Raw genomic sequence first — 26,587 nt, forward strand, 5'->3', positions numbered from 1 at the left:
CGCAGAAGGGGCGAACATCGGACAATGCGCCGATGGAGGAGCTGTGGCAGGACAACGACAGCCGCGGCCTGCACGAGGAAGGGCTTGTCGTCGACATTGCCGGCTTCGAAGGCCCGCTGGATCTGCTGCTTCATCTTGCCCGCACGCAGAAGGTTGATCTTGCGCGGATTTCGGTCCTGGCCCTTGCCGAGCAGTATATCGCCTTCATTGACCGGGCGCAGCGCATCCGCATAGAGCTTGCCGCCGATTATCTGGTGATGGCGGCATGGCTGGCCTATCTCAAATCGCGCCTGCTCATTCCGCAGCAGCCCAAGGACGGCGGCCCGTCCGGCGAGGAGATGGCTGCGACCTTGGCCTTCCGCCTGAAGCGCCTGGAGGCGATGCGGGATGCCGCGACGCGGCTCATCAACCGCAATCGGCTGGGCCGGGACTTTTTCGCCCGCGGCGCACCGGAGCACATTCCCATCGAGCGCCGGTCGGCGTTCGATGCCTCCCTCTATGACCTTCTGAGCGCCTACGCTTCGCTGCGGCAGCGCAGCGCGGTGACACAGGTCACGATCGAGAAGCGAAACGTCTGGTCGCTGGTGGAGGCACGCGAGGTGCTTTACCGGATGATTGGCGAGGTGGAGGACTGGACGGCGCTGGACCATTACCTGCTGCGCTATCTGACGGATCCGCAGGAACGCAAGACGGCGATGGCCAGCGCATTCGCGGCGTCGCTGGAAATGGTGCGGGAGGGCCGTCTGGAGATCCGCCAGGAAGGCGTATTCCAGCCGATCTACCTGCGCCGCGGCGGGCAGGCGGCTGCATCCGCAGAAGAGGACGGCGATCGTGTCTGAGGTGGGCGAAGACGAGGACTTTGCGGTCGGAGAGGGTGCCACCGTCGTCGATCCGCGACGCCTGCACGAGGCGGCCCGGATTGCCGAGGCGCTGGTTTTCGCGTCCGCCGGTCCCGTGCCCGAGGGCTACATCGCCGACCGCCTGCCGGCGGGCGTCGACGTCAGCCACGTCATGCGGCAGTTGAAGGCGCTCTATGCCGGACGCGGCGTCACTCTCGTCCAGGTCGGCGATCATTGGGCATTTCGCACAGCGCCCGATCTTTCCTTCGTCGTCAGAGGCGACGAGGCCGAGACACGCAAATTGTCGCGTGCGGCGCTCGAGGTCCTCTCCATCATCGCCTATCACCAGCCCGTTACCCGCGCGGAGATCGAGGATATTCGTGGCGTCCAGACCTCCAAGGGCACGCTCGACGTTCTGCTCGAAGCCGGCTGGGTCCGTTTCCGCGGCCGTCGTCGCACGCCGGGCCGCCCCGTCACGTTCGGGACGACAAAGGATTTTCTGGATCACTTCGGCCTCGAGGAGCTGCGAGATCTGCCGGGGCTGGAGGAGTTGAAAGGGGCTGGTCTGCTGTCCGGGCGGATACCGTCGAACTTCCAGATCCCGCTTCCGCTGGGCGAGGATGAAGTCGCCGAAGACGAGGATCCGATCACGTCCATGGATCTGGAAGAGCTTGGGCTCTTGACACCGGGTGGAAAAGAAGACGAATAGCAGAAGGTTATCGTCGCCCTGAATTGCCACCGCTTTTCTCGGCGGATCGGCATAAGCGCCATGGGTATCTTCGGTCCATGGGCGCAGGCAGGGATTGGCAGGCATGGCGTCGGGGTCGTCGAATCTGAACGGGATCGAACCGCGGACAGCCTCCGCCGTCACGTTCGCGGCCAAGTTGTCTTTCGAGGACATTCACCACAGCTATCACGGCAGGGAAACGATACGCGGCATTTCCATGTCGGCACAGCCAGGCGAGGTGCTCTGCCTGCTCGGCCCCTCCGGATCGGGGAAGACAACGCTCCTGCGGATCGCCGCGGGCATCGAGGCGCAGGGCGGCGGCCGGGTTCTTCTCAACGACCAGGAGATCGCCGGCCCGAACGTCTTCCTGCCGCCGGAGCGGCGGGGCGTCGGGCTGATGTTCCAGGATTTCGCGCTGTTTCCGCATATGTCGGTGCTCGATAACGTCCGATTCGGCCTGACCGCGCTTCCGAAGTCCGAAGCGACGAAGGAGGCACGGTTCGCGCTGGAGCGCGTCGGGCTTGCGCATTATGCCGACAAGTTTCCCCATGCGTTATCCGGCGGCGAGCAGCAGCGTGTCGCGCTGGCGCGTGCATTGGCGCCGCGCCCGTCGGTTCTTCTGATGGATGAGCCGTTCTCCGGGCTCGATTCGCGCCTGAAGGATTCCATCCGCGCCGACACGCTCGCCATTCTGCGCCACAGTCGCGCCACCGCGATCGTTGTCACCCACGATGCCGAAGAGGCGATGCGGATGGCCGATCGCATTGCACTTTTACGTGATGGGCGGCTGGTGCAGGTGGGAACGGCGGAGGAACTCTATCTCAAGCCGGCCGACATCTTCGCGGCCGGTTTCTTTTCCGAAATCAACATCTTCCCGGGCTTTGTTAAATCGGGACGGGTCGAGACGCCGCTGGGAAATGTGCCGGCCGGCCCGCTCGCAGATGGCGCCAACGTCCGTATTGCCATACGGCTTTCCGGCGTTGCGGTATCGCAGGCGGGTGGTACGATTCCCGCGCGCGTGCTGTCGCGCCGGTTCCTCGGGGTGGTCGAACTGCTGGAACTCGCCGTGCCGGGCACGGATCAACTGGTCCGCGCACGGATAAGGGCCGGTCAACTTCCTAGTGGATTGCGCGAAGTCACCGTATCGGCTAACGAACGCGATATACTAGTGTTTGAAAAAGACGCTTGAACATCCTACATCGGTTGGGATTTCCTAGAGGGAGCAAAAAGAAATGGGTTCTTTCAGCATCTGGCATTGGCTGATCGTTCTGGCGGTGGTGCTGCTGCTTTTCGGCCGCGGCAAAATCCCCGAACTGATGGGCGACGTGGCGAAGGGTATCAAGAACTTCAAGAAGGGCATGACCGACGACGAGACGGCTTCGGCCGATCCGGCGAAGACCGTCGATCACAAGGCCGACGAAACCAAGTGACCGGTTTCGGTCGCGGCGGTTTGGTGCGGTTTCTGAGGACAGTGCCTGATGCTTGATATCGGCTGGACTGAATTGCTGGTCATCGCTGTCGTTCTTATCCTCGTGGTGGGTCCGAAGGACCTGCCGCCGATGCTGAGGGCGTTTGGCCGAATTGTCACCAAGATGCGTGCGATGGCCGGGGACTTCCGCCAGCAGTTCGATGAAGCGCTGCGCGAGGCCGATCTGGACGACGTTCGCAAGACGATCGACGACGCGCAGAGGCTCAATCCGATGAACACCATCCGCGAGGCGGTCAATCCGTTGCGGCAGATGGGGGAGGACATCAAGTCGGATATCACCCGTTCCGTCAGCAGCACGCCGTCCAGCCCGGCGGCGGCTACGGAGTTCGCAGAGGATGACGCAGAACCTGCGGCCTTGGCCACGGCCGGATCCGTTCCGTCTGCTCTTGCCGAGCCCGCACCGGCAACGGCGCCGCCTGCTGCAACGCCGGCTTCGCCTCTGCCCGCCGCACCGGTGCAGGCAGTGAAGTCCGCACCGATCGCCGCTCCCACGGCGGCCGAGGCTCCGCCGGCACTGCGCAAGGCCACGCGCCGCAAAGCGGGGGCGGAGGCTGGCGACGCCGAGCCCAAGGCACCCGCCCGCAAGCCGGCCGCCGCCCGAGCTGCTTCCGCCAAGGCCGCTCCGAAGGCCTCCACGAAGGCTGCAGCCGATACGACGAAAAAGACCACGCGCAAGTCGAAGAAGGACGAGGCATGAGCGGCGAATACGAGGACAAGCCCCAGCCGCTGATCGAACATCTGATCGAATTGCGTAGCCGGCTCATGTGGGCCGTCGGTGCGTTCTTCGTGGCATTTCTGGTGTGCTTCTATTTTGCCAAGGAGCTGTTCAACATCCTCGTGCTGCCGTTCAAGTGGGCGGTGTCGTGGGCGGGAATTTCCCATCGCAACGTCGAACTGATCTATACGGCACCGCAGGAGTTCTTCTTCACCCAGATCAAGGTGGCGATGTTCGGTGCGCTGGTGATCGCCTTTCCGGTGATTGCCCAGCAGATCTACAAATTCGTTGCTCCCGGCCTTTACAAGAACGAGCGTGCCGCTTTCCTGCCGTTCCTGGTCGCGTCTCCGATCCTGTTCTTGATTGGTGCTGCACTGGTCTACTTCTTCTTTACACCGATGGTGATGTGGTTCTTCCTCGCCATGGAGCAGGGCGGCGGCGAAGGGCAGGTCTCGATCCAGCTTTTGCCGAAGGTTTCCGAATATCTGGGCCTCATCATGTCGCTGATCTTCGCCTTCGGCCTGGTCTTCCAGCTTCCGGTGATCTCGTCGCTGCTTGTGCGCGCCGGCTTCATCACCGCGCAGACGCTGGTCGAGAAGCGCAAGTATGCAATCGTGATCGCCTTCGTCGCGGCTGCCATCCTGACGCCGCCGGATCCGATCTCCCAGATCGGCCTTGCGCTGCCGACCATCCTTCTCTACGAGATTGCCATCTATACGGCCCGACTCATTGAACGGCAGCGGGCGGGCGCCACCGAGAAATCGGACTCCGATGAGGAGGATGTGGCGCAGGCGCCGCCATCGCAGGAAGCCGACAACAAGGCTTGAACCGATGACAGGCGCAGGCGGACGCTGTCGGGCGAACAGGGCATCACCCCTTAAATACGCCTGGAGCGAAAATGCTTGACATAAAATGGATCCGCGAAAACGCCGATGCACTGGACGCCGCCCTCGCAAAGCGGGGCGCGGATCCGCTTTCGGCAAGCCTGATCGCGCTTGACGAGATGCGCCGCGCCCTTATCCAGAAGGCGCAGGACATGCAGTCGCGCCGCAATGCCGCCTCCAAGGAGATCGGCGCGGCGATGGCGCAGAAGGACACCGCACTTGCCGAAAGGCTCAAGGCCGAGGTGGCCGAGATCAAGACGCAGCTTCCCGCCGCCGAGGACGAGGAGCGCAAGGTCACAGCCGAGCTCAACGACGCTCTGTCGCGCATTCCCAACATCCCGCTCGAAGACGTTCCCGTCGGCGCCGATGAGAGCGACAACGTCGAGAAGCACAAGTGGGGCACAAAGCCCGCCTGGAACCACAAGCCGCTGGAGCACTACGAGATCGGCGAAGCGCTCGGCTGGATGGATTTCGAGGGCGCGGCCCGCATTTCGGGCTCGCGCTTCACGATCCTGAAGGGCCAGCTTGCCCGGCTCGAACGCGCGCTCGGCCAGTTCATGCTCGACACGCACACCCAGGAGCACGGTTACATCGAAGTGCAACCGCCGCTGCTCGTGCGCGACGATGCCATGTTCGGCACGGGCCAGCTGCCGAAATTCGCCGAAGACCTGTTCCGGACGACGGACGGGCGCTGGTTGATCCCGACCGCCGAGGTGCCGCTGACCAACCTCGTGCGCGAGGAGATCCTGAGCCAGGAGAAGCTGCCGCTGCGCTTTACGGCGCTGACGCCGTGCTTCCGCTCGGAAGCCGGATCGGCCGGCCGTGATACCCGCGGCATGCTGCGCCAGCACCAGTTCATGAAGTGCGAACTCGTCTCGATCACCGATGCCGAAAGCTCGATTGCGGAACACGAGCGCATGACCACCTGCGCCGAGGAGATCCTCAAGCGTCTCGGCCTGCATTACCGCGTTGTCACGCTGTGCACCGGGGATATGGGGTTCGGTGCGCGCAAGACCTATGACATCGAGGTCTGGCTGCCGGGGCAGGACAGCTATCGCGAGATATCGTCGTGCTCGGTCTGTGGCGATTTCCAGGGCCGTCGCATGAATGCCCGCTACCGCGGCAAGGACGACAAGAACCCGAAGTTCGTCCACACGCTGAACGGCTCGGGCACCGCCGTCGGTCGCGCGCTGATCGCCGTCCTCGAGAACTATCTCAACGAGGACGGATCGGTGACCGTCCCCGATGTGCTCTTGCCCTACATGGGCGGCCTGAAGAAGATCGAGAAGGCGGACTGAGGAGCGACGGTAGCGATGCGCATCCTGCTGACTAACGACGACGGCGTCCATGCCGAAGGCCTCGCGGCTCTGGAACGGATTGCCCGGAGCCTGTCCGACGACGTGTGGATCGTTGCCCCGGAAACCGACCAGAGCGGACTTGCCCATTCCCTGACGCTGTCCGAGCCGCTCAGGCTGCGCAAGGTCGACGACCGGCGCTTCGCGCTTCGCGGCACGCCGACCGATTGCGTCATCATGGCTGTTCGCGAGGTCCTGCCCGGCAAGCCGGACCTGGTGCTCTCCGGCGTCAACGCCGGAGCCAACATGGCCGATGACGTCACCTATTCCGGCACGATCGCCGGCGCGATTGAGGGCACCCTCCAGGGCATCCGCTCGATGGCGCTCAGCCAGGCCTTTCGCCATGTGGATGGCCGCATGGTTCCCTGGGAGGTCGTGGAGCGCCATGCGCCCGACCTGATCCGGCGGCTGATGGATGTCGAACTGCCGGACGGCACCTTCTTCAACCTGAACTTCCCCAACTGTGCTGTCGATGCGGTCACCGGCGTCGAGGTGACGTCGCAGGGCAAGCTCGATTTCGGCATCACGATCGAGGAGCGCAAGGACGGCCGCGGCTTCCCCTATTTTTGGCTTCGCTTCGGCGATCGTCATGGCGATTTCCGCCAGGGCACGGACATCCAGGCGGTTCGGGACAATGCGATATCCGTCACGCCGCTGAAGCTCGACCTGACGGACTACGCGGTACTCGACAGGGTTCAGCGGGCGCTGGGCTGAGGGAGGCTTTCGATTGAGCACGGCACGGGTTGTTGAAAAGGAAGGCTTCGCCGCACTCGCTCTTCGGCTGCGCGGCCAGGGTATCAACGACATCGACCTTCTGACCGCCGTCGAGCAGACGCCGCGCACGCTTTTCGTCCCGCCGCAATTTGCCGGCGATGCCTATTCCAGCCGGCTGCTGCCGATCGAATGCGGTTCGTTCGTCGAGGGCGTGGACCTTGCGGTCCGCCTCCTGCACGTTCTCAATCTCAAGGCCGGACAACGCGTGCTCGAGGTCGGCACGGGCAGTGGCTTTACCGCAGCCGTCATGGGGCGGCTGACGGAGCGCGTACTCACCGTCGATCGCTATCGCACGCTCGTGACCGGTGCGCAGCAGTGCATCGAGAAGGCCGGCATCCGCAACGTCATCGTCCGCCAGGCCGACGGCAGCAACGGCATGCCGGGCGAGGGGACCTTCGACCGCATCTTCGTGACCGCCGCCTTCCCGGCGATGCCGCGGCTCTTTGCCGAGCAGCTCGTTTCCGGCGGCATGCTGCTGGCGCCGGTCATGGTCAGCGACACGGAGTGCCGGATGTTGAAACTCGTCAAGACCGGCAGCCGTTTCGATCGCGAAGACCTCTTCCAGGTTCCCTATCTGCCGATGGTGCCCCACCTGGCACAGGCGCTCTGATCAACGCCGACGTTCCAAGCAATATGCCGGAACGGTTCATGCGCTGCGTCGTCAGGCGCCGTGTCTGCAATCGGCTTTGTGGTCGAAGAAACGTTGCCGCGTGACCGCTCGCATTGGGTCATCTCCAGAAATGGTGCGTTAATGACTTGTTAACTTCCGTAAGCTTCGCGCAAGCTTCGCGTCTTATGCCGGTAGTCGGGACGCATTCCGCGTCGCAGCACGGCGGCTTCTTTCGGGACTATCGCGCCGCACCGTGCCGATGGAGATGCCTATGCAAATCTCGAACAGGATCGCCGGCACGGCGACGCAGGACAGCCTGGCAAATCTTGCCGCGCGCGCTGCCGGTAAGGCCGGTGACGAGACCGCTGAAGCCGGTCGCCAGAATCCCTTCAAGGCAGGTTCCCACGACCCTTCCGAACAGGTGTCGCTTTCGGTCGATGCGTTGTTCGTCCTCACCGCCTCGCGCGACGACCAGCGCCTCCCGGCCTTGACCGAGGACGAGCGCAACAACATCGTCTCGCCGGCGCTCGAAGAGCGGGAATATGTATCGTTCCGGCACTATCGCGACGAAGGCGACATGAAGAGCTACTATCGCGCCTACATCGCCTATTTCGACAATCTCCAGCCGCAGGACCAGACGAGCGCCCGCTATTCCGGCAGCCGCCATATCGCCGTTTCGGCGCTGCGTTCGCTTGCCTATGCGGAGAATGCGATGGATGACGACGTGGGCAGCGAGGCGCCAGCGGTCATCGACACGATTCTCGCCAGCGGCAATACGATTCGCCGCGACGTCCCGCAACTGGCCTCGTTCAGTGCCGCCGCTCACGGTGGAGAGGGCGTCCGCGTCTCCTCGATTTCGCAAGCCACCTCGATGTATCTCGGTAGCTTTTGATCCGGAAAACCGTTTCTGACATTCTGCCGAACGGCCGGCATTTGAGAGGTCGCGCTCCACTTCAGCCTTGCCACCAGCGACCGCTGTGCGACGTCTGCAACGTCCCGGACTGGCGGCGCATGGTTATCAACTTCTCAAGAAAATAGGCCGATCCGCGGCGTTTTAACCGGGCGGTAACTCTAACGCGCTTTAATCATTACACGACAGTTGGTTGTGTATCGATCGGGTAAGTTAGACATGCGTAACAGAGTATCGCCGAGTTTTGCCAGGACCGCCCCCCGGATGCTCGTGGCGGTGTTGCTGGCCGGGGTGGCAACCGGCTGCAGTTCCGATGCGACCCGCTTTGGCGGTTTGTTTTCCTCCTCCGATGATATGACGACCGGCTCGATCCCGCGCCGTACGATCTTTGGTGGCGGCGCTGTTCCGCGCGGAGACGTCAACGGATATGGCCAGGCCTCGAATCAAGGCTATTCCACGCAGGTGGCTTCCGCTCTGCCCGTTTCCGACGGCGGTTCGAGCGTCAGGGCAGCCAGTACGCCGATGAGCGTCCAGCGGACGTCGCTGGCCGATCCGGCAGGCAACCCCGAGCCGGTCCCGCAGGAAGTGGCGATGGCGCAACCGATGCCGGCGCCGCAAAAGGCGCCCTCGCTCTCCGATGCCGTCGAGCCTTCTGCTCGTCCAGCGACTGCACCTGCGAAAAGCGCTAGCGGCTGGTCGACGGCCAATGCGCCGGTGGTCATGCTTCGTCCTGGCGAAAGCGTAAAGACCTTGTCCAGCCGCTACGGTGTGCCGGAGAAGGAAATCCTGAAGGCCAATGGCATGGCGAGCGCGTCCGACGCCGAGCCGGGCCAGAAGATCACGATCCCCGTTTTCGGCACGGCGCAAAGCGCTGCCAAGGCCTCGATCGATACCGCGCTGAATACCGACCGTAAGCAGCCGCTTCCGCAGAACAGCTCGGGCGATGAAGTCGCCATTCTGCCGAACTCTGCCAAGGGGCGCGACAAGGCCGCTGGCGACAACGGCAAGGACAAGGTTGCAGCCGGCGGCGAAGGCAAGCCGGAAGGTGGCTATGAGGTCCAGCCCGGTGATTCTCTCGCCAGGATCGCTGCGAAGAACGGTGTTTCGGTCGATGCGTTGAAGAAGGCGAATGGCATCGCAAGCGCCTCCATCCGCGTCGGTCAGAAGCTGACCATCCCGGCCGCTTCCGAGGCCGCACCCGACCGGACCATGACGGCCTCGCTTCCGGCGAAGAAGGCTGCAGAGACTGCCGAGAAAAAGGTCGAGGCCTACGCACCCGTCGAAAAGAAGCAGACCCTGGCCGAAATCGAGCGGAAGACGGATGTCACCGACGATGCGCCCGAATCGACCGGTATCGGCAAATATCGCTGGCCGGTTCGCGGTGCGGTCATCGCCGGCTACGGAGCGAACGTCGAAGGCAGCCGCAACGAAGGCATCGACATCTCCGTGCCGGAGGGAACGCCGATCAAGGCGGCCGAAAACGGCGTGGTCATTTACTCGGGAAGCAGCCTGAAGGAACTCGGCAACGCCGTGCTGGTCCGCCACGACGACGGCACCGTCACCGTCTACGGCCATGCCTCGAGCCTCAATGTCCAGCGCGGCCAGAAGGTGCAGCGCGGCCAGACGCTGGCTGCTTCGGGCATGAGCGGAAGCGCCAGCCGCCCGAAGCTCCACTTCGAGGTCCGCAAGAACGCATCGGCGGTCAACCCGATGACGTTCCTCGAATAGCCGGCGGCATCAGCCGTTCAGGCATGAAAGACAGGCAGGCGCGTCCGTCCGGACCGCCTGCCTTTCGCGTTGTGGGTTACTCTTGGCAGAGGCTTATGGAGCCGCTGTTCAGCTCCGGTATTTACTTCGCGAGTGCGTTTCCCTGCCGTCCGGCAAGATCCTGGATGAACTGCCAGGCGACGCGGCCGGAGCGGGAACCGCGCGTCGTCGCCCATTCGAGCGCTTCTGCGTGAATGGTGGCGCGGTCGCCTTTCAGGCCGAAATGTTCGGTGTAGCTGTCGATCATGTCCAGGTACTCGGCCTGGCTGCACTTGTAGAAGCCCAGCCAGAGGCCGAAACGGTCGGACAACGACACCTTTTCCTCGACCGCCTCGGACGGGTTGATGGCGGTGGACTGCTCGTTCTCCATCATGTCGCGCGGCAGCAGATGGCGACGGTTGGAGGTGGCATAGAGGATGACATTGTCCGGCCGGCCTTCGACGCCGCCGTCGAGGGCAGCTTTCAACGACTTGTAGGAGGTGTCGTCGTGATCGAACGACAGGTCGTCGCAGAAGACGATTACCGGGGCCGGAGCCACCTTGAGGATCTCCATCAGCGTCGGCAGTGTGGAGATGTCCTCGCGGTGGACCTCGACGAGTTTGAGCGGAATACCCGTTTCCCGCGCCGTATCCGCATGCACCGCCTTTACCAGCGAAGATTTCCCCATCCCGCGGGCGCCCCACAGGAGCACGTTGTTGGCGGGGAGGCCTTTGGCGAAGCGTAGAGTGTTGTCGGCAAGAATGTCGCGAACGTGATCGACGCCCCGGATGAGCTGCAGTTCCACCCGGTTCGGACGCGGGACGGGCTGCAGGTGCCGGCGCGCCGGCGCCCAGACGAAGCAGTCGGCCGCCTCCCAGTCGTTTTCGGCCGGCGGCGGACCTGCGAGCCGTTCCAGGGCGGTGCGAAGTCCGCTGATTTCGCGCAACAGCGCCTGCATCTGTTCGTCTTGGGTCTTGTCCACGTCGATCTCTCCCTTATGCGTTCCCGCGCGGTAGCACGCGACAAGCAGGTGGAAAAGAGAGAAATCCCTGAATTTCCGGTAGGATCGGGGCTGTGTTGTTGCATTCAGATCGCTCTTGCCTATAGTCGCGCGCACTGCACCGGGGGCATTTCGCCCCGGTGCGTCCCGTTTTCGAGGAGTTTTGAATGTTCATTACCGAGGCTTTCGCCCAGACGGCGCCGGCTGCTGCAGCAGGGGGTGCGGATCTTCTGATGTCCGTGCTGCCGTTCCTTCTGATTTTCGTCGTGATGTATTTTCTCATCATTCGCCCGCAGCGCGCTGCAATGAAGCGCCGCGAGGAGCTGTTGAAGAACATCCGCCGCGGCGATCAGGTCGTGACCGGCGGCGGCATCGTCGGCAAGGTGACCAAGGTCATCGACGACAAGGAACTGGAAGTCGAGATCGGCGAAGGCATCAAGGTCCGTGTCGTGCGCAGCGGCGTCACCGAGGTTCGCGTCAAGGGCGAGCCCGTCAAGGAATGATGTGATCATCTCCGTCCGGCGGCGGTTGCCGCCGGACGGGTGTCATCAGGCTTCCCGCCGGCAGGACCGCCGGGCATTTCGAGAGTGTGATGCTGCAACCTGCCCGCTGGAAAACGCTTGCTGCCTGGCTCGCCGTCGTCGCGAGCCTTGTCGTTCTTTTGCCTAGCGTTTTGCCGCCCGGCGCGCGTGACGGGCTGCCGGAATGGCTGTCTGCAAAGAGGCTGCAGCCCGGTCTGGACCTCAGCGGCGGCGCCGGCCTGACGCTGAAGATCGAGCGCTCGGATATTGAGGACGACCGGCTTCTGGCCGTCGTCAACGCCGCCGGCCAGTCGCTCAGAAGCGCAAAGATCCCCTATGCCGACCTTGCTGGTTCCGGTCGCGAAATCACCCTGCGCATCAATGATGCAGCCCGGGTGGAGGAGGCGCGAACTGCACTTTCCGTGATCTCGGGGACGACCGTGACTGCCGCCGGTGACGGTACCGTCAAACTGGTCGTTTCGGCAGAATCTATCGATGTTGCCGAGGACGAGGCAGCCCAGACCACTTTGGACGTGGTGCGTGAAAGGGTCAGCCAGGTCGGCGGCGTCAATGCCGATCTGCGTCTTTCCGGTCGCGACCGCGTCGTTCTCCAGGTCCCCGGCTACTCGGATCCGCAGCGCCTGAAGGACATCCTGGCCCAGCGCGGTGCATTCTCCGCGCGGCTTGCAGAATCCGGTGTCTCCGTCCAGCAGGCTCTGGAGGAGGGACCGCCGCCCGGGACCGAAGTTGTCTACACGATGGGCGAGCCCCCGGTCGGCTACCTCGTTCGCCGCTCCGCCATCTTCACGTCGCGAGATGTCGTATCCGCCGAGATGGTGCTGGGAACGGACGGCGAGGGCGCTTCCGTCGTCTACCAGCTCAGCCCGGATGCCAGCCGGCGGCTTGCCGAGGCCACAGCCGCCAATGTCGGACGCACGCTGGCGCTGCTTTTGGATGACCAGATCCTGGCCGCGTTCGAGATCGCGGCCCCCGTCGTGGATGGCCGCGGCGAGATTAGCGGCGATTTCGACGCGGAGGGTGCGGCGAACCTGGCTGTCGTGTTGCGCAGTGGCTCTCTGCCGGCCTCCCTGACGGTCGTGGAGGAGCGTTCGATCGAGCCGGCCTTCGGCGGCGCATCGGCGCGCGCGGCACTCTTTGCCGTGGGCGCGGCCGGACTTGCCGTCGCCCTGTTCATGATCGTCTGGTACGGCGCCTTTGGCGCCATCGCCGTCCTCGCTCTTCTATTCAATCTCTTGCTCGTCCTGGCGCTGATAGCCCTTTCCGGCACGCCGCTGACGCTGCCGGGAATTGCCGGGATGGTCCTGACGATCGGCATCGCCGTTGACGCCAGCGTGCTGATCTATGAACGCATGCGCGAGGAAACGGCCAACGGCCGTCCCCTGGCCGACGCTCTCGCAACGGCATTCTCGCGTACGTTTTCTACGATGCTCGATTCGGGCATCACCACGCTGATTGCCGCGCTGGTGCTTTTCTTCATGGGTGCCGGTCCGATGCGCGGCTTCGCCGTCACTGTCGGCATCGGCATTTTCACGACGCTCTTCGTGACGTTCACACTGTCGCGCTGGCTCGTCTGGCGCTGGGTTTCGCTGCGCCGCCTCACGCATCTGCCGCGCAGCGTCCGCACAGGCCTCTTCGCCAGCCTGCATCTGCGCTTCATGGCCATCCGCAATTATACCTTCGCCGCATCCGCTGTCGCTGCCCTTGCGGTGGCGCTGCTGGTCGGCGTCGGTGGCATCAATCTCGGCATCGATTTTACCGGCGGTTCGCTGCTGGAGGTGCGGGCCAGGCAAGGCGCAGCCGATGCCGCCGACATCGTCGGCCGGCTCGACGAGGCCAATCTCGGCGACGCGACGGTGCGGGTCGGTCTGGATCGCGCGGCTGCGATGGTCCGAATCCCGCCGCAGGGCGGCGGGGAGAATGCCGAGCAGACCTCTGCGCTTGTCGCACGCGGTGAACTCGAGGCTGCGGGCTACGATATCCGTCGGGTCGAGGTCGTCGGGCCTTCGATCTCCGGTGACCTGATTTCGGCTGCGACGATCGGCATGGCGATCGCGCTCGCAGCCTTGATCGCCTATATCTGGGTGCGTTTCGAATGGCAGTTCGCCATCGGTGCGATCGTTTCCGTCGCGCACGATCTTCTCCTGACCATGGGCCTGTTCGCGCTGACGCGCATGGAGTTCAACATCGGCTCCATTGCCGCCCTTCTGACCATCGTCGGCTATTCGCTGAACGACACCCTTGTCGTCTATGACCGCATCCGCGAAAACCTGCGGCATTTCCGGCAGATGCCGCTGCCGCTGCTGATCGATGCATCGATCAGCCAGACGCTGTCGCGCACGGTGCTGACGGCAGCAACCACGCTGATCGCGCTGGCCGCGCTTGCAATCTTCGGCGGCGAGATCATCCGTGCTTTCGCGTTCACCATGCTGTTCGGCATTGCCGTCGGCACCTTCTCTTCTATCTATATAGCCGGACCGGTATTGATCCTGTTCCGGCTGCGGCCGGATCGCTATCGCTTGGGCGGCAGCGGCAACCCGGCGGCAAAGGCATGAGCATGGCAAAAGGCATAGAAATCCGGCAGGCGCATTTTCCCGGCAGGGCTCCGATCGACGCCTATGGCAATGGCGGCTTTCGCTTTGCCGACATGTCGCATCGCGGCTCCGTACTCTGCCTGCCTTCGGGCATCTACGGCTGGAGCAGGACCGACGCAGTGGGGCTTTCTCCGGCCGATCTGCAGCGGGTGCTGGACGAGGCCGACCAGATCGAGGTGCTGCTGGTCGGCACCGGGACGGAGATCCGGCCGCTTTCGGAAGAGCTGCGCGCAGCCCTTCGTGAACGCCGCATCAGGTCCGATCCGATGTCGACGGGGGCTGCGGTGCGGACGTTCAATGTGATGCTGGCTGAATCGCGCGCGGTCGCCGCCGCGCTGATTGCGGTCTGAACGGCGGTTTGCCGGAACTTTCGGAAAATGCACATGCAAGGAAAATCAGCCGCTCCGGCGGAGCGCGACGAGAAGGCCGCAGCAGCGGCCGACTACGCCCACTGCCTGGCGGTGCTGCGCGACACCGACCGTGATCGCTATCTGGCCTGTCTGCTGGCTCCACAGGAAAAGCGTGGGCCGCTGGCCGCCCTCTATGCCTTCAACGCGGAGATCGCCCGTGTTCGCGATGTGGTGCGCGAGCCTTTGCCGGGTGAAATCCGCCTGCAGTGGTGGCGCGATACGCTGGAGGGCACCGGCGAGGGTGATGCGGCCGCAAATCCTCTTGCCGCCGGCATTCTCCGCTGCATTTCGGAGCATCGGCTTCCCGTGGCCGTGCTGACGGATATGATCGAGGCACGGATCTTCGATCTCTATGACGACCCCATGCCCGACCGCGCAGCGCTCGAGGGATATGCCGGCGAGACCGCTTCTGCGCTGATCCAGCTTGCGAGCCTCGTCCTTGATCCGGAGAAGGCCCCGCAGTCGGCCGACGTCGCGGGGCATGCCGGCGTGGCACAGGCGATCGCCGGCATCCTGCTGCTGCTGCCGCTCCACCGCCGACGCGGTCAGGTCTATATCCCGGCCGATTTGCTGGAGGCGACCGGGCTGGGCGCGGACGGGCTGCTGGCCGGTACGGATCGCGCGCGCGCCGCCCGCACGGTCGAGGCGTTTGCCGGCCTTGGCCGCGAGCATTTGAAGAAGGCTGCCGCCGCAGGAAAGGTGGCTTCGGAGAACCGCGCCGCATTTCTCCCGGTGGCAATGGCGCGGCATGTGTTCGAATGGGCCGAAAAGGCCGGCGCCGACGCGTTGGAACACGCCGTCCTGCCGCCGCAATGGCGCCGCCAATGGTGGATGTGGCGGCTGATGCGTACCGGCCGCTTCTGATGCGGGATCTCGAACTTCGTCTCGGCGGCACGCTATCCCGCTGAAAGACAGCTAATCGCCAGAGAACGGCCGGGGGAACAACGGCCAACGCGCACCGGACGCAAAACTGGCGCAAGCTCCGTTCGATAGACAGGGTGGGTTCAATGCGACCCGCGGAAGGACGCGAAATGATCTGGACTGTCGTCATTGCCTGCCTGACGCTTGCCGTCTTCGTCTACATGCGCGCCCAGCGGCGCGACGAGCAGCCGCAATCGGCAGCCACCGATACCGGCCTTGCGATCGTCGAGTTCGGTCGGGCCTTTCCCAACGAGGCCATCCGCGAGGTTCTCGGCACCGCAGACGGAAATAACGTTTTCCTGCGCCTCCATGATGGCAAGGTTGGCTGCATGCGCGCGCACCGCCAGCACTATGCCAGCCATCTGATCGAGCCCGGCAGCGTAACCGTCCACAACAGCCCGTCGGGCAAGGGTCTGGTGATCGATTTCCAGGACAAGACGCAGGACAGCGGCAGCTTCGAATTCCGCAGCAGCGTCGAAGCTGCGGAAGTTTCGCTGTGGTTGCTCGGCAGCCTTCTGCCGACAGCTGGCATCGACGAATCACCCCGCGCCATTCAGGGCGACAGCTGAACCGTCAGCGCATCGCGCGCAAAGTGCGGTATTGTGGAGCAAGTGCCACAATGGGCCGTCTTTGCCTTTGTTTCGATCTCCGCGTTCGCAATGCGCAATCCGATCGGCCGGGAGGCCCATGATCGTTTCGCATCTCGTCTTGCCAGCTTATATTGGCCGGCGACGCGCCTCACATGCGCGGCTGCGTCCGCATCTGCAACTCGCGCGCGCCGTTCGGCGCGTTGACCTTCCCCGAGGTGATGAAGAAGGCGAAGACGTCGCGCGGCTCCCTGGCTGCTGGATGTTCCGCATCGATTGTAGGCAGATCCGCCGGCTGCCCGCCTTCCGCCCAGCTTTTCAGGCGCTCCGCCCACGCGTCGAGGTCCGTGGGGGGATAGCAGCTTGCAACCTCGTCCGATCCGCGCTGCAGGCGGGCGTAGACGAAGTCGCCGGTCACGTCGGCGATTTCGGGATAGTCGTCGTGATGGGCGTAGACGATTGCCGCCTTGTGCTTGCGCGCCAGCGCCACGAACTCGGGAACCATGAAGGACGGATTGCGCACCTCCAGCGCATGCCGCAGCGGCAGGCTGTCCTGCTTTGAAGGCAGAAGCTTCAGGAAAGCATCGAAGTCGTCCGGCTCGAACTTTTTCGTCGGGGCGAACTGCCACAGGATCGGGCCGAGATGCGGACCGAGTTCGGTCAGGCCCTGCGTCAGGAAGCGCTCGATCGATTCGCCGGCTTCCGCCAGAACCTTGCGATTGGTGGTGAAGCGGCTGGCCTTGAGCGAGAAGACAAAGCCGTCAGGAACCTCCGAGGCCCATTTTGCGAATGTCTCGGGCTTCTGCGAACCGTAATAGGTGCCGTTGACCTCTATCGCCGTCAGTTCGCGACTGGCGAACTCCAACTGCCGTTTCTTGGCCAGCTTCTCGGGATAGAACGTCCCCTCCCAGGGATCGAAGGTCCAGCCGCCGATGCCGGTGCGGATGGTGCCGGATTTGTTCATGGAGTCTCTCCCGAATGCGAATGTTGCAGAGCTGCCGGTCAGGCCGGGGCGATGAAGGGCTGTGAGATTTCCTTGAAAGCGGGCAGGGCCTCCATCGCTCCGCAGTGCGCGGCAAGCGCCGGGCGTTGATCCGGCCGGATCAAGGCAGGATGAGCCTCGCTCATGTGCCTGATGGCACAGGCAACCGCGATATCCGCGTGGCTGATGCGCTCGCCCAGCCAGAAGGCACCCGTCGCACGCGCACGATCGGATTCGAGCGCATCGAGCGTCGCTGCGATCTGAACCCGGCAGCGTTCCACCCACAGGACAGAAGGCTCCTTGTGTATCCGCTCCTCGTAGAAGAGGCTCACGCCCTTGTCGGCAAGGCCGGTGGCGAGTGCCATGACCTTCAGCGCGTGCCGGCGGCCCACGCCGTCGACCGGAATGAGACGCTTTTCCGGCGCAACGAGCCCATCGATGTGATCGATGATCGACGGGCTGTCGACGAGAACGTCGCCGTCGTCCAGCACCATGGTCGGGACCCGCATCAGAGGATTTGCGGCGCGGATCTTGTCGCCGTCGCCGAAAACCGACCAGGGGCGGTGCTCGAATGGCAGATCGTAATGCCTAAGCGCGATCGCGACGCGGCGGACGAAGGACGAATCGTACTGGCCGATCAGGATCATCTGCGCTACTCCGCCGCCGCCTTCTTCGCCGGCCGCCGCTCCAGCAGCTCCTTCAGGAACTGACCGGTGTAGGAACGATCGACCTTCACGATATCCTCCGGCGTGCCCTTGGCGATCACCTCGCCGCCGCCGTCGCCGCCCTCTGGGCCGAAGTCGATCACCCAGTCGGCCGTCTTGATGACCTCGAGATTGTGCTCGATCACCACCACGGAATTGCCCTGGTTGACCAGTTCGTGCAGCACCTCGAGCAGCTTGGCCACGTCGTGGAAGTGCAGGCCTGTGGTCGGCTCGTCGAGGATGTAGAGCGTGCGGCCGGTCGAGCGCTTGGAGAGTTCCTTTGCGAGCTTGACACGCTGCGCCTCGCCGCCGGAAAGCGTGTTGGCCTGCTGGCCGACCTTGATGTAGCCGAGTCCCACCTCGTTCAGCGTCTTGAGCTTGTCTCGCACGGCGGGTACGGCGGCGAAGAACTCCACGCCTTCCTCCACCGTCATGTCGAGCACGTCGGCGATCGACTTGCCCTTGAAGGTAACGTCCAGCGTCTCGCGGTTGTAGCGCTTGCCGTGGCAGACGTCGCAGGTGACGTAGACGTCGGGCAGGAAGTGCATCTCGATCTTGATGACGCCATCGCCCTGGCAGGCCTCGCAGCGCCCACCCTTGACGTTGAAGGAGAAGCGGCCCGGCTGGTAGCCGCGCGCCTTCGCCTCCGGCAGACCCGCGAACCAGTCGCGGATCGGGGTGAAGGCGCCGGTGTAGGTCGCCGGGTTGGAGCGCGGCGTGCGGCCGATCGGCGACTGGTCGATGTCGATCACCTTGTCGATGAACTCGAAGCCGTCGATGCGGTCGTGCTCGGCCGGGATCTCGCGCGCGCCCATGACGCGGCGGGCAGCGGACTTGTAGAGCGTCTCGATCAGGAAGGTCGACTTGCCGCCGCCTGAAACCCCGGTCACCGCGGTGAAGACGCCGAGCGGGATCGAGGCGGTGACGTTCTTCAGGTTGTTGGCCCGGGCGCCGACAACGGTGATTTCCTTCTTCTTTTTCGGCTTGCGGCGCTCGGCGGGAACGGCGACGGCGAGTTCACCGGAAAGATACTTGCCCGTCAGCGACTTCGGGCTGGCCATCACCTCTTCTGGCGTCCCCTGCGCGATCACTTCGCCGCCGTGAATGCCGGCCGCAGGCCCGATGTCGACGACATAGTCCGCCGTCAGGATCGCGTCCTCGTCGTGCTCCACGACGATCACGGTGTTGCCGATGTCGCGCAGGTGGCGCAGCGTGTCGAGCAGGCGGGCGTTGTCGCGCTGGTGCAGGCCGATCGACGGCTCGTCGAGCACGTAGAGAACGCCGGTCAGGCCCGAGCCGATCTGTGAGGCAAGCCGGATGCGCTGGCTTTCGCCGCCCGACAGCGTTCCCGAGTTGCGCGACAGGCTCAAATATTCGAGACCGACGTCGTTGAGGAAGCGCAGCCGCTCGCGGATCTCTTTGAGGATGCGCACGGCGATCTCGTTCTGCTTGGCGTTCATGTGCTCGGGCAGGGTCTCGAACCAGTCGCGGGCGATGCGGATCGACATCTGCGTGACCTGGCCGATGTGCAGCCCGTGGATCTTGACCGCCAGCGCTTCCGGTTTCAGGCGGAAGCCGTTGCAGGCCGGGCAGGGGGCGGCCGACATGTAGCGCTCGATCTCCTCGCGCGCCCAGGCGGAATCCGTCTCCTTCCAGCGGCGCTCGAGGTTCGGCACGATGCCCTCGAAGGTCTTCGTCGTCTTGTAGGAGCGCGCGCCGTCCTGGTAGTGGAACTCGATCTTCTCCTCGGTGCCGTAGAGGATCGCCTTCTGGCCGTCTTCCGGAAGATCCGACCAGCGGCTGGAGAGCTTGAAGCCGTAGGCAACCCCCAGCGCCTCCAGTGTCTGGTTGTAGTAGGGCGAAGACGACTTGGCCCAGGGCGCGACGGCGCCGTCGCGCAGCGTGCGCTGCGGCTCCGGCACGATCAGGTCCGGGTCGATCTTCTGCTGGCTGCCGAGGCCGTCGCAGGTCGGGCAGGCGCCGAAGGGATTGTTGAAGGAGAACAGCCGCGGCTCGACCTCCGGAATGGTGAAGCCGGAGACGGGGCAGGCGAATTTTTCCGAGAACATCACCCGCTCATGCGTCTCGTTCAGCGACTTGTTGGCTGATCCGCCCGCCGATGTCTCCTCCGGCGGCAGCGGCTTGTCGGCGAACTCGGCGATCGCCAGCCCGTCGGCCAGTTTCAGGCAGGCCTCGAGACTGTCGGCGAGGCGGGCAGCGAGGTCAGGGCGGACGACGACGCGGTCGACCACCACGTCGATATCGTGCTTGTACTTCTTGTCGAGTGCGGGAACGTCGGCGATCTCGTAGAACTGGCCGTCGACCTTGACGCGCTGGAAGCCCTTCTTCATCAGCTCGGCGAGTTCCTTCTTGTACTCGCCCTTCCGGCCGCGCACGATCGGTGCCAGGATGTAAAGGCGCGTACCCTCGCCGAAATCGATCACCCGGTCGACCATCTGGCTGACGGTCTGGCTCTCGATCGGCAGGCCTGTCGCGGGTGAATAGGGAACGCCGACGCGGGCGAAGAGCAGGCGCATGTAGTCGTAGATCTCGGTGACCGTGCCGACTGTGGAGCGGGGGTTCTTCGATGTGGTCTTCTGCTCGATCGAGATCGCCGGCGAAAGGCCGTCGATTTGGTCGACGTCCGGCTTCTGCATCATCTCCAGGAACTGGCGCGCATAGGCCGAAAGGCTCTCGACGTAGCGCCGCTGCCCCTCCGCATAGATCGTGTCGAAGGCGAGCGACGACTTGCCAGAACCGGACAGCCCGGTCATGACGATCAGCTTGTTGCGCGGCAGGTCGAGGTCAATGCCCTTGAGATTGTGCTCGCGCGCGCCGCGAATAGAAATGGTCTTGAGTTCGCTCATGTGTCCAGCGCCAGATGTCGTCTGTGAGTGTCAGGTCTCGGATGAAGGTGGCTTTCGATAGCGCATCCTATGTAGGGACTGGAACGTCCCTGTCCATGCGCATCGCGACGAAACCGTGCCTCTTTCCGATTCGGTTGACAAGATGTTACGGATTTACTAGAACAAAAAAAGAACGAAATATATCGGAATTTCATCTGTGGATTAACCGGGCTCCGGGGCGGCGCACGGCGGCCTTGATCGTTAAGATAGGCGGATTGAAATTTCGGCAGCCGGGCGCTCGCCCGGCGCGGCAACAGGGACTAAGCGGATGGCAGGCAGCGTCAACAAGGTAATCCTGATCGGGAACGTCGGCGCGGATCCGGAGATCCGTCGCACCCAGGACGGTCGTCCGATCGCAAACCTGCGCATCGCGACGTCGGAAACCTGGCGCGATCGCAATTCCGGCGAGCGCCGCGAAAAGACCGAATGGCACAATGTCGTCGTGTTCAACGAAGGCCTGTGCAAGGTGGTCGAGCAATATGTGAAGAAGGGCGCCAAGCTTTATATCGAAGGCGCGCTGCAGACCCGCAAGTGGCAGGACCAAACCGGCAACGACCGTTATTCGACGGAAGTGGTGCTGCAGGGCTTCGGCTCGACTCTGACCATGCTTGACGGGCGCGGCGAGGGCGGCGGCGACCGGCGCGGCGGCTCCGACTTTGGCGGCGCGGGCAATTACGGCAGCGGTAGCGGCGGCGGCCAGACTTACGACGACTACGGCTCGCAGCCGTCTTCATCCTCTTCCAACCGCGGCGGCTCGCTGTCGCGCGACATGGACGACGACATTCCGTTCTGAGACATGGCCTCAAGGTCGGGAAGCGTAGGCATCATGGTGCCTGGTTCTCGGAAGTGCGTTCTCAAGGCGCCGCGCTAACGCGACGCTTACGGCCGCGACAGGCCTGCGCCAGCGGTTCGGAACATGGAAGCGGGTCGCGTCCGTGATGCGCCCGCACCGTTCTTACTCTACGCAGCATCCTCTCTCCGAAGCGCTTTTGGTCGCGGCGGGAACGCGGCTTTCTTGCCCGGTGAATTCTTTCGTCAGATCACGAAGGCGGCACGTATGCCGTCGACCACGAACTGGACGGCGAGGGCTGCCAGGATGACGCCGAGCAGGCGGGTGAGGATGGCGCGACCGGTTGCGCCCAGATAACGATCGACTCGCTCGGCGATGTAGAGCGTCAGGTAGACGATGGCGACGCACAGCGCGATGACCGCGAGCAGTGCCGCGCGGCCCACGGGGGAGGAAAGCGAGCCCGATAGAAGGATCGTCGCCGAGATCGCGCCCGGCCCGGCGATCAGCGGCAGGGCGAGCGGGAAGACCGCGATATTGCGGATGTGGTCCTTGGTGATCGCCGCCTCGGTCGCCTTTTCCTTGCGCTCCTGACGGCGCTCGAAGACCATTTCGAAGGCGATGAAGAAGAGCAGCAGGCCGCCGGCAATGCGGAAGGCGCCGATGGAGATGCCGAGCAGGCCCAGAATGCCGGCGCCGAAAATGGCGAAGGCGGCGAGGATGGCAAACGCGATGATGGAGCCGCGTAGCGCGACCTGCTGGCGTTCGGCGCGGTTCATGCCGACCGTCAGGCCGAGGAAAATCGGCGCGAGCCCCGGCGGGTCAAGCGTCACAAGCATGGTCGTGAACGCATTGACGATGAGATTCCAGTCGTACATGCGGCCGTTCCCTTCGCCGAATTTTTTCCTATTGTTAGGCGAGTGCCGACGCCAAGGGAAGGGGCGCGCCGGGTTGGGTGCCGATACCGCCATGAAATTGCAATAATTGGCGGATTTCTGGCAAAAGGCTGTTCAAAACCTCCGGCAAAATTGGCGCAGTTCAAGCCGTTAGGCTATAGATTCCCGACTGATTCTGAACAAAGATCGTGATCGAAATTGACAGAGCAAACGACCCCCGGCGGTAAAAACCCTCCCGGCATCGAGCCGATTTCCATCATCGAGGAAATGCAGCGGTCTTATCTCGACTACGCGATGAGCGTGATCGTGAGCCGCGCGCTGCCTGATGTGCGCGACGGCATGAAGCCAGTCCACCGGCGCATCCTCTTCAGCATGGGCGAGATGGGGATCGACTGGAACAAGAAGTACGTCAAGTGCGCGCGCGTCACCGGCGACGTGATGGGTAAGTATCACCCGCACGGCGACAGCGCGATCTACGACGCGCTCGCCCGCCTGGCCCAGGACTGGTCGTTGCGGCTGCCGCTGATCGACGGCCAGGGCAACTTCGGCTCGGTCGATGGCGATCCGCCGGCGGCTCAGCGCTATACCGAGTGCCGCCTGGAGAAGGCCGCGCATTCGCTGCTGGACGATCTGGACAAGGAAACGGTCAACTTCCGCGACAACTACGACGGCACCATGCAGGAGCCGACGGTTCTGCCGGCGAAGTTTCCGAACCTGCTGGTCAACGGCGCGGGCGGCATTGCCGTTGGCATGGCGACGAACATCCCGCCGCACAACCTCTCCGAAGTCATCGATGGTTGCGTGGCGCTGATCGACAATCCGGCGATCGAACTGCCGGACCTGATGCAGATCATTCCTGGGCCGGACTTTCCGACCGGTGCCATGATCCTCGGCCGCGCCGGCATCCGGCAGGCCTACGAGACCGGCCGCGGTTCGGTGATCATGCGCGGCGTGGCCCGCGTCGAGCCGATGCGCGGCGACCGCGAACAGATCATCATCACCGAGATTCCCTATCAGGTGAACAAGGCGACGATGATCGAGAAGATGGCCGAACTGGTGCGCGAGAAGCGCATCGAGGGCATCTCCGACCTGCGTGACGAGTCCGACCGCGAAGGCTACCGCGTCGTCGTCGAACTCAAGCGCGACGCCGTCGCCGACGTCGTGCTGAACCAGCTCTACCGCTACACGCCGCTGCAGACCTCGTTCGGCTGCAACATGGTGGCGCTGAACGGCGGCAAGCCGGAACAGCTGGCGCTGCTCGACATGCTGCGCGCCTTCGTCTCCTTCCGCGAGGAAGTCGTCAGCCGCCGCACCAAGTACCTGCTGCGCAAGGCGCGTGACCGCGCGCATGTGCTGGTCGGGCTTGCGATCGCGGTCGCCAACATCGACGAGGTGATCAGCCTGATCCGCCGCGCGCCTGATCCGCAGACGGCACGTGAACAGCTGATGGAACGCCGCTGGCCGGCGAAGGACGTCGATTCGCTGATCCGCCTGATCGACGATCCGCGCCACCGCATCAACGAGGACGGCACCTACAACCTCTCCGAAGAGCAGGCACGCGCCATCCTCGAACTGCGTCTGGCCCGCCTGACCGCCCTTGGCCGCGACGAGATCGACGAGGAACTGAACAAGATCGGCGAGGAAATCCGCGACTATCTCGATATTCTCGGCTCGCGCCTGCGCATCCAGGCGATCGTCAAGGACGAGATGATCGCGATCCGCGACGAGTTCGGCACGCCGCGCCGCACCGAGATCGTCGATTTCGGCCCCGACATGGACGACGAGGACCTCATCGCCCGAGAGGACATGGTGGTCACCGTCTCGCATGCCGGCTACGTCAAGCGCGTACCGCTTGCGACCTACCGCGCCCAGCGCCGCGGCGGCAAGGGCCGTTCGGGCATGGCGACGCGCGACGAGGATTTCGTCACGCGCCTGTTCGTCGCCAACACGCATACGCCGGTGCTGTTCTTCTCCTCGCGCGGCATTGTCTACAAGGAAAAGGTCTGGCGCCTGCCGATCGGTACGCCGCAGTCCAAGGGCAAGGCGCTGATCAACATGCTGCCGATCGAGCCCGGCGAGCGGATCACCACCATCATGCCGCTGCCCGAGGACGAGAGCACCTGGGAGAACCTCGACGTGATGTTCTCGACCACGCGCGGCACGGTGCGGCGCAACAAGCTGTCCGACTTCGTCCAGGTCAACCGCAACGGCAAGATCGCGATGAAGCTCGAGGAGGAGGGCGACGAGATCCTCTCGGTCGAGACCTGCACGGTCAGCGACGACGTGCTGCTGACGACGGCGCTCGGCCAGTGCATCCGTTTCCCGGTCGATGACGTACGCGTCTTTGCCGGCCGCAATTCGGTCGGCGTGCGCGGCATCTCGATGGGGCAGGGCGACCGCATCATCTCGATGACGATCGTCAATCACGTCGATGCCGAGCCATGGGAGCGCGCTGCCTATCTGAAGCGCTCCGCGGCCGAACGCCGTGCTGCCGGCGGTGAAGTCGAGGATATAGCGCTCGTGGGCGAGGAAGTCGCCGAAGAAGGTCAGCTGACGGACGAGCGTTACGAGGAGTTGAAGGCGCGCGAGCAGTTCGTGCTGACGGTTTCCGAAAAGGGATTCGGGAAGCGCTCATCCTCGTATGACTTCCGTACCTCCGGTCGCGGCGGCAAAGGCATCCGCGCCACCGATACCTCCAAGACCGCCGAAATCGGCGAGCTCGTGGCGGCCTTCCCGGTCGATGATGGCGACCAGTTGATGCTGGTTTCGGACGGTGGCCAGCTTATCCGCGTGCCGGTCAACGGCATCCGGATCGCCAGCCGCGCCACCAAGGGCGTGACCATCTTCTCGACCGCCAAGGACGAGAAGGTCGTCTCCGTCGAGCGCATCAACGAGCCGGATGGCGAGGACGAGGAGAACGGCGAGGAGGCAAACGGCGCCGAACTTTCCGCTCCGGATGCCGGTGCTCCGGATACAGGCGATGGAGCATCTCCGCCGGCGGGCGAGGGGGAATCCTCGGAATAACCGGCGGATCTCTCCAGCATTCCAATTGCCAGAAAGGCCGGCGCGTCAGCGTCGGCCTTTCTGTTTTGCAGGCGATCCGAAGGACGCCTGCGAGGACGGCGGCAAGGGGACGTTGGTGCATCGGCGGTTTCCGGTGTTGCCTGCTTGCGGAACCGCGACGCGTGCTACACGTCGAAGCCGCCTGCTTTCCGTCTCATCTCCCTGATCGCGACCCGCTCCTGGCGAAGCGTGTAGATGGTGCGCGAGAAGTCGATGGTGAAGATCGTGCTGATCAGGGCGGCGAAGAAGATCATCAGGATGGTCATGCCTTCGCCTCCTGCCGGCCGCGGATCCATTTACCGCGCAGGTTGACGCCCGCTTCGCGTCGGCGAGCCTCGTTGCGGGTCGCGCGCATGCTTGCGGTGGTGAGAACAACGAACATGGTCATGCAGAGTAGAGCGAGCGCCATCTTGCAGTTCCTTCCATCTTGGGAAGCGCATTATCGAAATCAACTTGCCGGCAAAACGCGTCCTCTTGGCGATTTGTTCCCGAAAAGCTGCATTCGAAGTAAATCACCGACGCCTCACCAAGGTCTTGGACGGATCGGTGCCGAAAACTTGTCAACTTTGCCGGGGACATGGCGGTGCACCACTATTGCCTAACTTCGCTTCGCATGACAAAAGGCGGGCGAAACGGGAACTGCACGCCATGGCCGCCGCCTTCTATCCAGGCTCCTTCGACCCGATCACAAACGGACACCTCGACGTGCTCGTCCAGGCGCTGAACATTGCGCCCAAGGTGATCGTCGCGATCGGCATCCATCCCGGCAAGACGCCGCTTTTTTCCTTCGAGGAACGCGCCGAACTGATCCGGCAGGCAATCGCCGACGTCCTGCCGTCGCGGGCGGACGACGTGTCGGTGGTTTCCTTCGACAGGCTGGTCGTCGATGCCGCCCGGGCGCACAAGGCGCATCTTTTGATCCGTGGCCTCAGGGATGGCACCGACCTCGACTACGAAATGCAGATGGCGGGGATGAACCAGCAGATGGCGCCGGACGTCCAGACCGTTTTCCTGCCTGCGGGGGTTGCATCGCGGCCCATAACCGCCACATTGGTTCGTCAGATCGCGGGGATGGGCGGTGACGTCAGCGCCTTCGTCCCCAAGGTCGTCGACGCGGCGCTGAAGGCCCGCAGACGCGCCTGATACGCC

Annotated in this window: 26 protein-coding genes; 19 read left to right on the forward strand and 7 right to left on the reverse strand. The window is 63.9% G+C overall.

The features are described 5' to 3' along the window. The first annotated feature begins 32 nt into the window (after nt 1-32). From HV823_RS23295 to HV823_RS23345, 11 genes are all read left to right on the forward strand, one after another. Nucleotides 33-839 carry a segregation and condensation protein A gene (locus tag HV823_RS23295; protein WP_176952100.1) on the forward strand — a complete coding sequence of 269 codons (807 nt, stop codon included), beginning with the start codon at nt 33-35 and terminating at the stop codon, nt 837-839. Nucleotide 840: 1 nt separating this feature from the next. Then, a complete protein-coding gene (gene scpB / locus HV823_RS23300; protein ID WP_343052023.1) occupies nt 841-1,548 on the forward strand; it encodes an SMC-Scp complex subunit ScpB in 708 nt (235 codons plus the stop codon). 103 nt (nt 1,549-1,651) lie between these two features. Further along, nucleotides 1,652-2,755, forward strand: a complete 1,104-nt coding sequence (locus HV823_RS23305; protein WP_176952068.1) for an ABC transporter ATP-binding protein — start codon at nt 1,652-1,654, stop codon at nt 2,753-2,755. A gap of 43 nt (nt 2,756-2,798) precedes the next feature. Beyond that, a complete protein-coding gene (locus HV823_RS23310) occupies nt 2,799-2,996 on the forward strand; it encodes a twin-arginine translocase TatA/TatE family subunit (RefSeq protein ID WP_097138162.1) in 198 nt (65 codons plus the stop codon). Nucleotides 2,997-3,044: 48 nt separating this feature from the next. Continuing rightward, nucleotides 3,045-3,752 carry a Sec-independent protein translocase protein TatB gene (tatB, locus tag HV823_RS23315; RefSeq protein ID WP_176952069.1) on the forward strand — a complete coding sequence of 236 codons (708 nt, stop codon included), beginning with the start codon at nt 3,045-3,047 and terminating at the stop codon, nt 3,750-3,752. Then, a complete protein-coding gene (tatC, locus tag HV823_RS23320; RefSeq protein WP_176952070.1) occupies nt 3,749-4,597 on the forward strand; it encodes a twin-arginine translocase subunit TatC in 849 nt (282 codons plus the stop codon). The genes tatB and tatC overlap by 4 nt, the downstream gene beginning before the upstream one ends. A 71-nt stretch (nt 4,598-4,668) precedes the next feature. After that, nucleotides 4,669-5,952, forward strand: coding sequence for a serine--tRNA ligase (gene serS / locus HV823_RS23325; RefSeq protein WP_176952071.1), 1,284 nt, complete (start codon nt 4,669-4,671; stop codon nt 5,950-5,952). A gap of 15 nt (nt 5,953-5,967) precedes the next feature. After that, the gene (gene surE, locus HV823_RS23330; RefSeq protein ID WP_176952072.1) at nt 5,968-6,723 is read left to right on the forward strand and encodes a 5'/3'-nucleotidase SurE; all 756 of its coding nucleotides are present in this window, start codon (nt 5,968-5,970) and stop codon (nt 6,721-6,723) included. Between the two features lie 13 nt (nt 6,724-6,736). After that, nucleotides 6,737-7,393 carry a protein-L-isoaspartate(D-aspartate) O-methyltransferase gene (locus HV823_RS23335; protein WP_176952073.1) on the forward strand — a complete coding sequence of 219 codons (657 nt, stop codon included), beginning with the start codon at nt 6,737-6,739 and terminating at the stop codon, nt 7,391-7,393. A gap of 271 nt (nt 7,394-7,664) precedes the next feature. Next, entirely contained in the window at nt 7,665-8,285 is a 621-nt protein-coding gene (locus tag HV823_RS23340; RefSeq protein WP_176952074.1) for a biotin biosynthesis protein BioC, read from the forward strand. A gap of 237 nt (nt 8,286-8,522) precedes the next feature. After that, nucleotides 8,523-10,031, forward strand: a complete 1,509-nt coding sequence (locus tag HV823_RS23345) for a peptidoglycan DD-metalloendopeptidase family protein (protein WP_176952075.1) — start codon at nt 8,523-8,525, stop codon at nt 10,029-10,031. Nucleotides 10,032-10,152: 121 nt separating this feature from the next. Here HV823_RS23345 and HV823_RS23350 read toward each other — a convergent pair whose 3' ends face one another. Then, complete coding sequence (locus HV823_RS23350; protein ID WP_176952101.1) at nt 10,153-11,007, reverse strand: ATP-binding protein; 855 nt, start codon at nt 11,005-11,007, stop codon at nt 10,153-10,155. Between the two features lie 209 nt (nt 11,008-11,216). On the opposite strand from HV823_RS23350, the gene yajC reads away from it, so the two are divergent. The 5 genes from yajC to HV823_RS23375 all read left to right on the forward strand — a co-directional run bounded on the left by yajC (nt 11,217) and on the right by HV823_RS23375 (nt 16,082). Further along, nucleotides 11,217-11,552 (forward strand): preprotein translocase subunit YajC, encoded by a 336-nt coding sequence (gene yajC, locus HV823_RS23355; protein WP_176952076.1) that lies wholly within the window; start codon nt 11,217-11,219, stop codon nt 11,550-11,552. A gap of 89 nt (nt 11,553-11,641) precedes the next feature. Beyond that, complete coding sequence (secD, locus tag HV823_RS23360) at nt 11,642-14,143, forward strand: protein translocase subunit SecD (RefSeq protein ID WP_176952077.1); 2,502 nt, start codon at nt 11,642-11,644, stop codon at nt 14,141-14,143. A 2-nt stretch (nt 14,144-14,145) separates the two neighbouring features. Next, nucleotides 14,146-14,532 carry an Mth938-like domain-containing protein gene (locus HV823_RS23365; RefSeq protein ID WP_176952078.1) on the forward strand — a complete coding sequence of 129 codons (387 nt, stop codon included), beginning with the start codon at nt 14,146-14,148 and terminating at the stop codon, nt 14,530-14,532. A gap of 33 nt (nt 14,533-14,565) precedes the next feature. Continuing rightward, nucleotides 14,566-15,456, forward strand: a complete 891-nt coding sequence (locus HV823_RS23370) for a phytoene/squalene synthase family protein (protein ID WP_176952079.1) — start codon at nt 14,566-14,568, stop codon at nt 15,454-15,456. 167 nt (nt 15,457-15,623) lie between these two features. Further along, entirely contained in the window at nt 15,624-16,082 is a 459-nt protein-coding gene (locus HV823_RS23375) for a hypothetical protein (RefSeq protein ID WP_176952080.1), read from the forward strand. 169 nt (nt 16,083-16,251) lie between these two features. Here the strand turns inward: HV823_RS23375 and HV823_RS23380 are convergent, their stop codons facing one another. The 3 genes from HV823_RS23380 to uvrA are packed head-to-tail and all read right to left on the reverse strand — an operon-like array spanning nt 16,252 to nt 20,653. Further along, nucleotides 16,252-17,064, reverse strand: a complete 813-nt coding sequence (locus tag HV823_RS23380; protein WP_176952081.1) for a DUF72 domain-containing protein — start codon at nt 17,062-17,064, stop codon at nt 16,252-16,254. A gap of 38 nt (nt 17,065-17,102) precedes the next feature. Beyond that, on the reverse strand, nt 17,103-17,729 hold the full coding sequence (locus HV823_RS23385) for a glutathione S-transferase family protein (protein WP_176952082.1): 627 nt from the start codon (nt 17,727-17,729) through the stop codon (nt 17,103-17,105). Between the two features lie 5 nt (nt 17,730-17,734). Continuing rightward, nucleotides 17,735-20,653, reverse strand: a complete 2,919-nt coding sequence (gene uvrA / locus HV823_RS23390) for an excinuclease ABC subunit UvrA (RefSeq protein WP_176952083.1) — start codon at nt 20,651-20,653, stop codon at nt 17,735-17,737. A gap of 307 nt (nt 20,654-20,960) precedes the next feature. Here uvrA and HV823_RS23395 point away from each other — a divergent pair, with 307 nt between their 5' ends. Next, nucleotides 20,961-21,485 carry a single-stranded DNA-binding protein gene (locus HV823_RS23395; protein ID WP_176952084.1) on the forward strand — a complete coding sequence of 175 codons (525 nt, stop codon included), beginning with the start codon at nt 20,961-20,963 and terminating at the stop codon, nt 21,483-21,485. Nucleotides 21,486-21,727: 242 nt separating this feature from the next. On the opposite strand, the gene HV823_RS23400 is transcribed toward HV823_RS23395, so the two are convergent. Beyond that, entirely contained in the window at nt 21,728-22,357 is a 630-nt protein-coding gene (locus HV823_RS23400) for a MarC family protein (protein WP_176952085.1), read from the reverse strand. A 216-nt stretch (nt 22,358-22,573) separates the two neighbouring features. On the opposite strand from HV823_RS23400, the gene gyrA reads away from it, so the two are divergent. Then, nucleotides 22,574-25,399: a DNA gyrase subunit A gene (gene gyrA, locus HV823_RS23405; RefSeq protein WP_176952086.1), complete on the forward strand. Its 2,826-nt coding sequence runs from the start codon at nt 22,574-22,576 to the stop codon at nt 25,397-25,399. Between the two features lie 164 nt (nt 25,400-25,563). Here the strand turns inward: gyrA and HV823_RS23410 are convergent, their stop codons facing one another. Beyond that, entirely contained in the window at nt 25,564-25,704 is a 141-nt protein-coding gene (locus HV823_RS23410) for a hypothetical protein (protein WP_176952087.1), read from the reverse strand. Continuing rightward, nucleotides 25,701-25,847, reverse strand: a complete 147-nt coding sequence (locus HV823_RS23415) for a hypothetical protein (RefSeq protein WP_176952088.1) — start codon at nt 25,845-25,847, stop codon at nt 25,701-25,703. The genes HV823_RS23410 and HV823_RS23415 overlap by 4 nt, the downstream gene beginning before the upstream one ends. A 239-nt stretch (nt 25,848-26,086) precedes the next feature. Here HV823_RS23415 and coaD point away from each other — a divergent pair, with 239 nt between their 5' ends. Beyond that, nucleotides 26,087-26,581: a pantetheine-phosphate adenylyltransferase gene (gene coaD / locus HV823_RS23420; protein WP_176952089.1), complete on the forward strand. Its 495-nt coding sequence runs from the start codon at nt 26,087-26,089 to the stop codon at nt 26,579-26,581. The last annotated feature ends 6 nt before the right edge of the window (nt 26,582-26,587 follow it).

Origin of the sequence: Mycoplana rhizolycopersici (assembly GCF_013378445.1) — a bacterium.
GTDB classification, from domain to species: Bacteria; Pseudomonadota; Alphaproteobacteria; order Rhizobiales; family Rhizobiaceae; genus Mycoplana; species Mycoplana rhizolycopersici.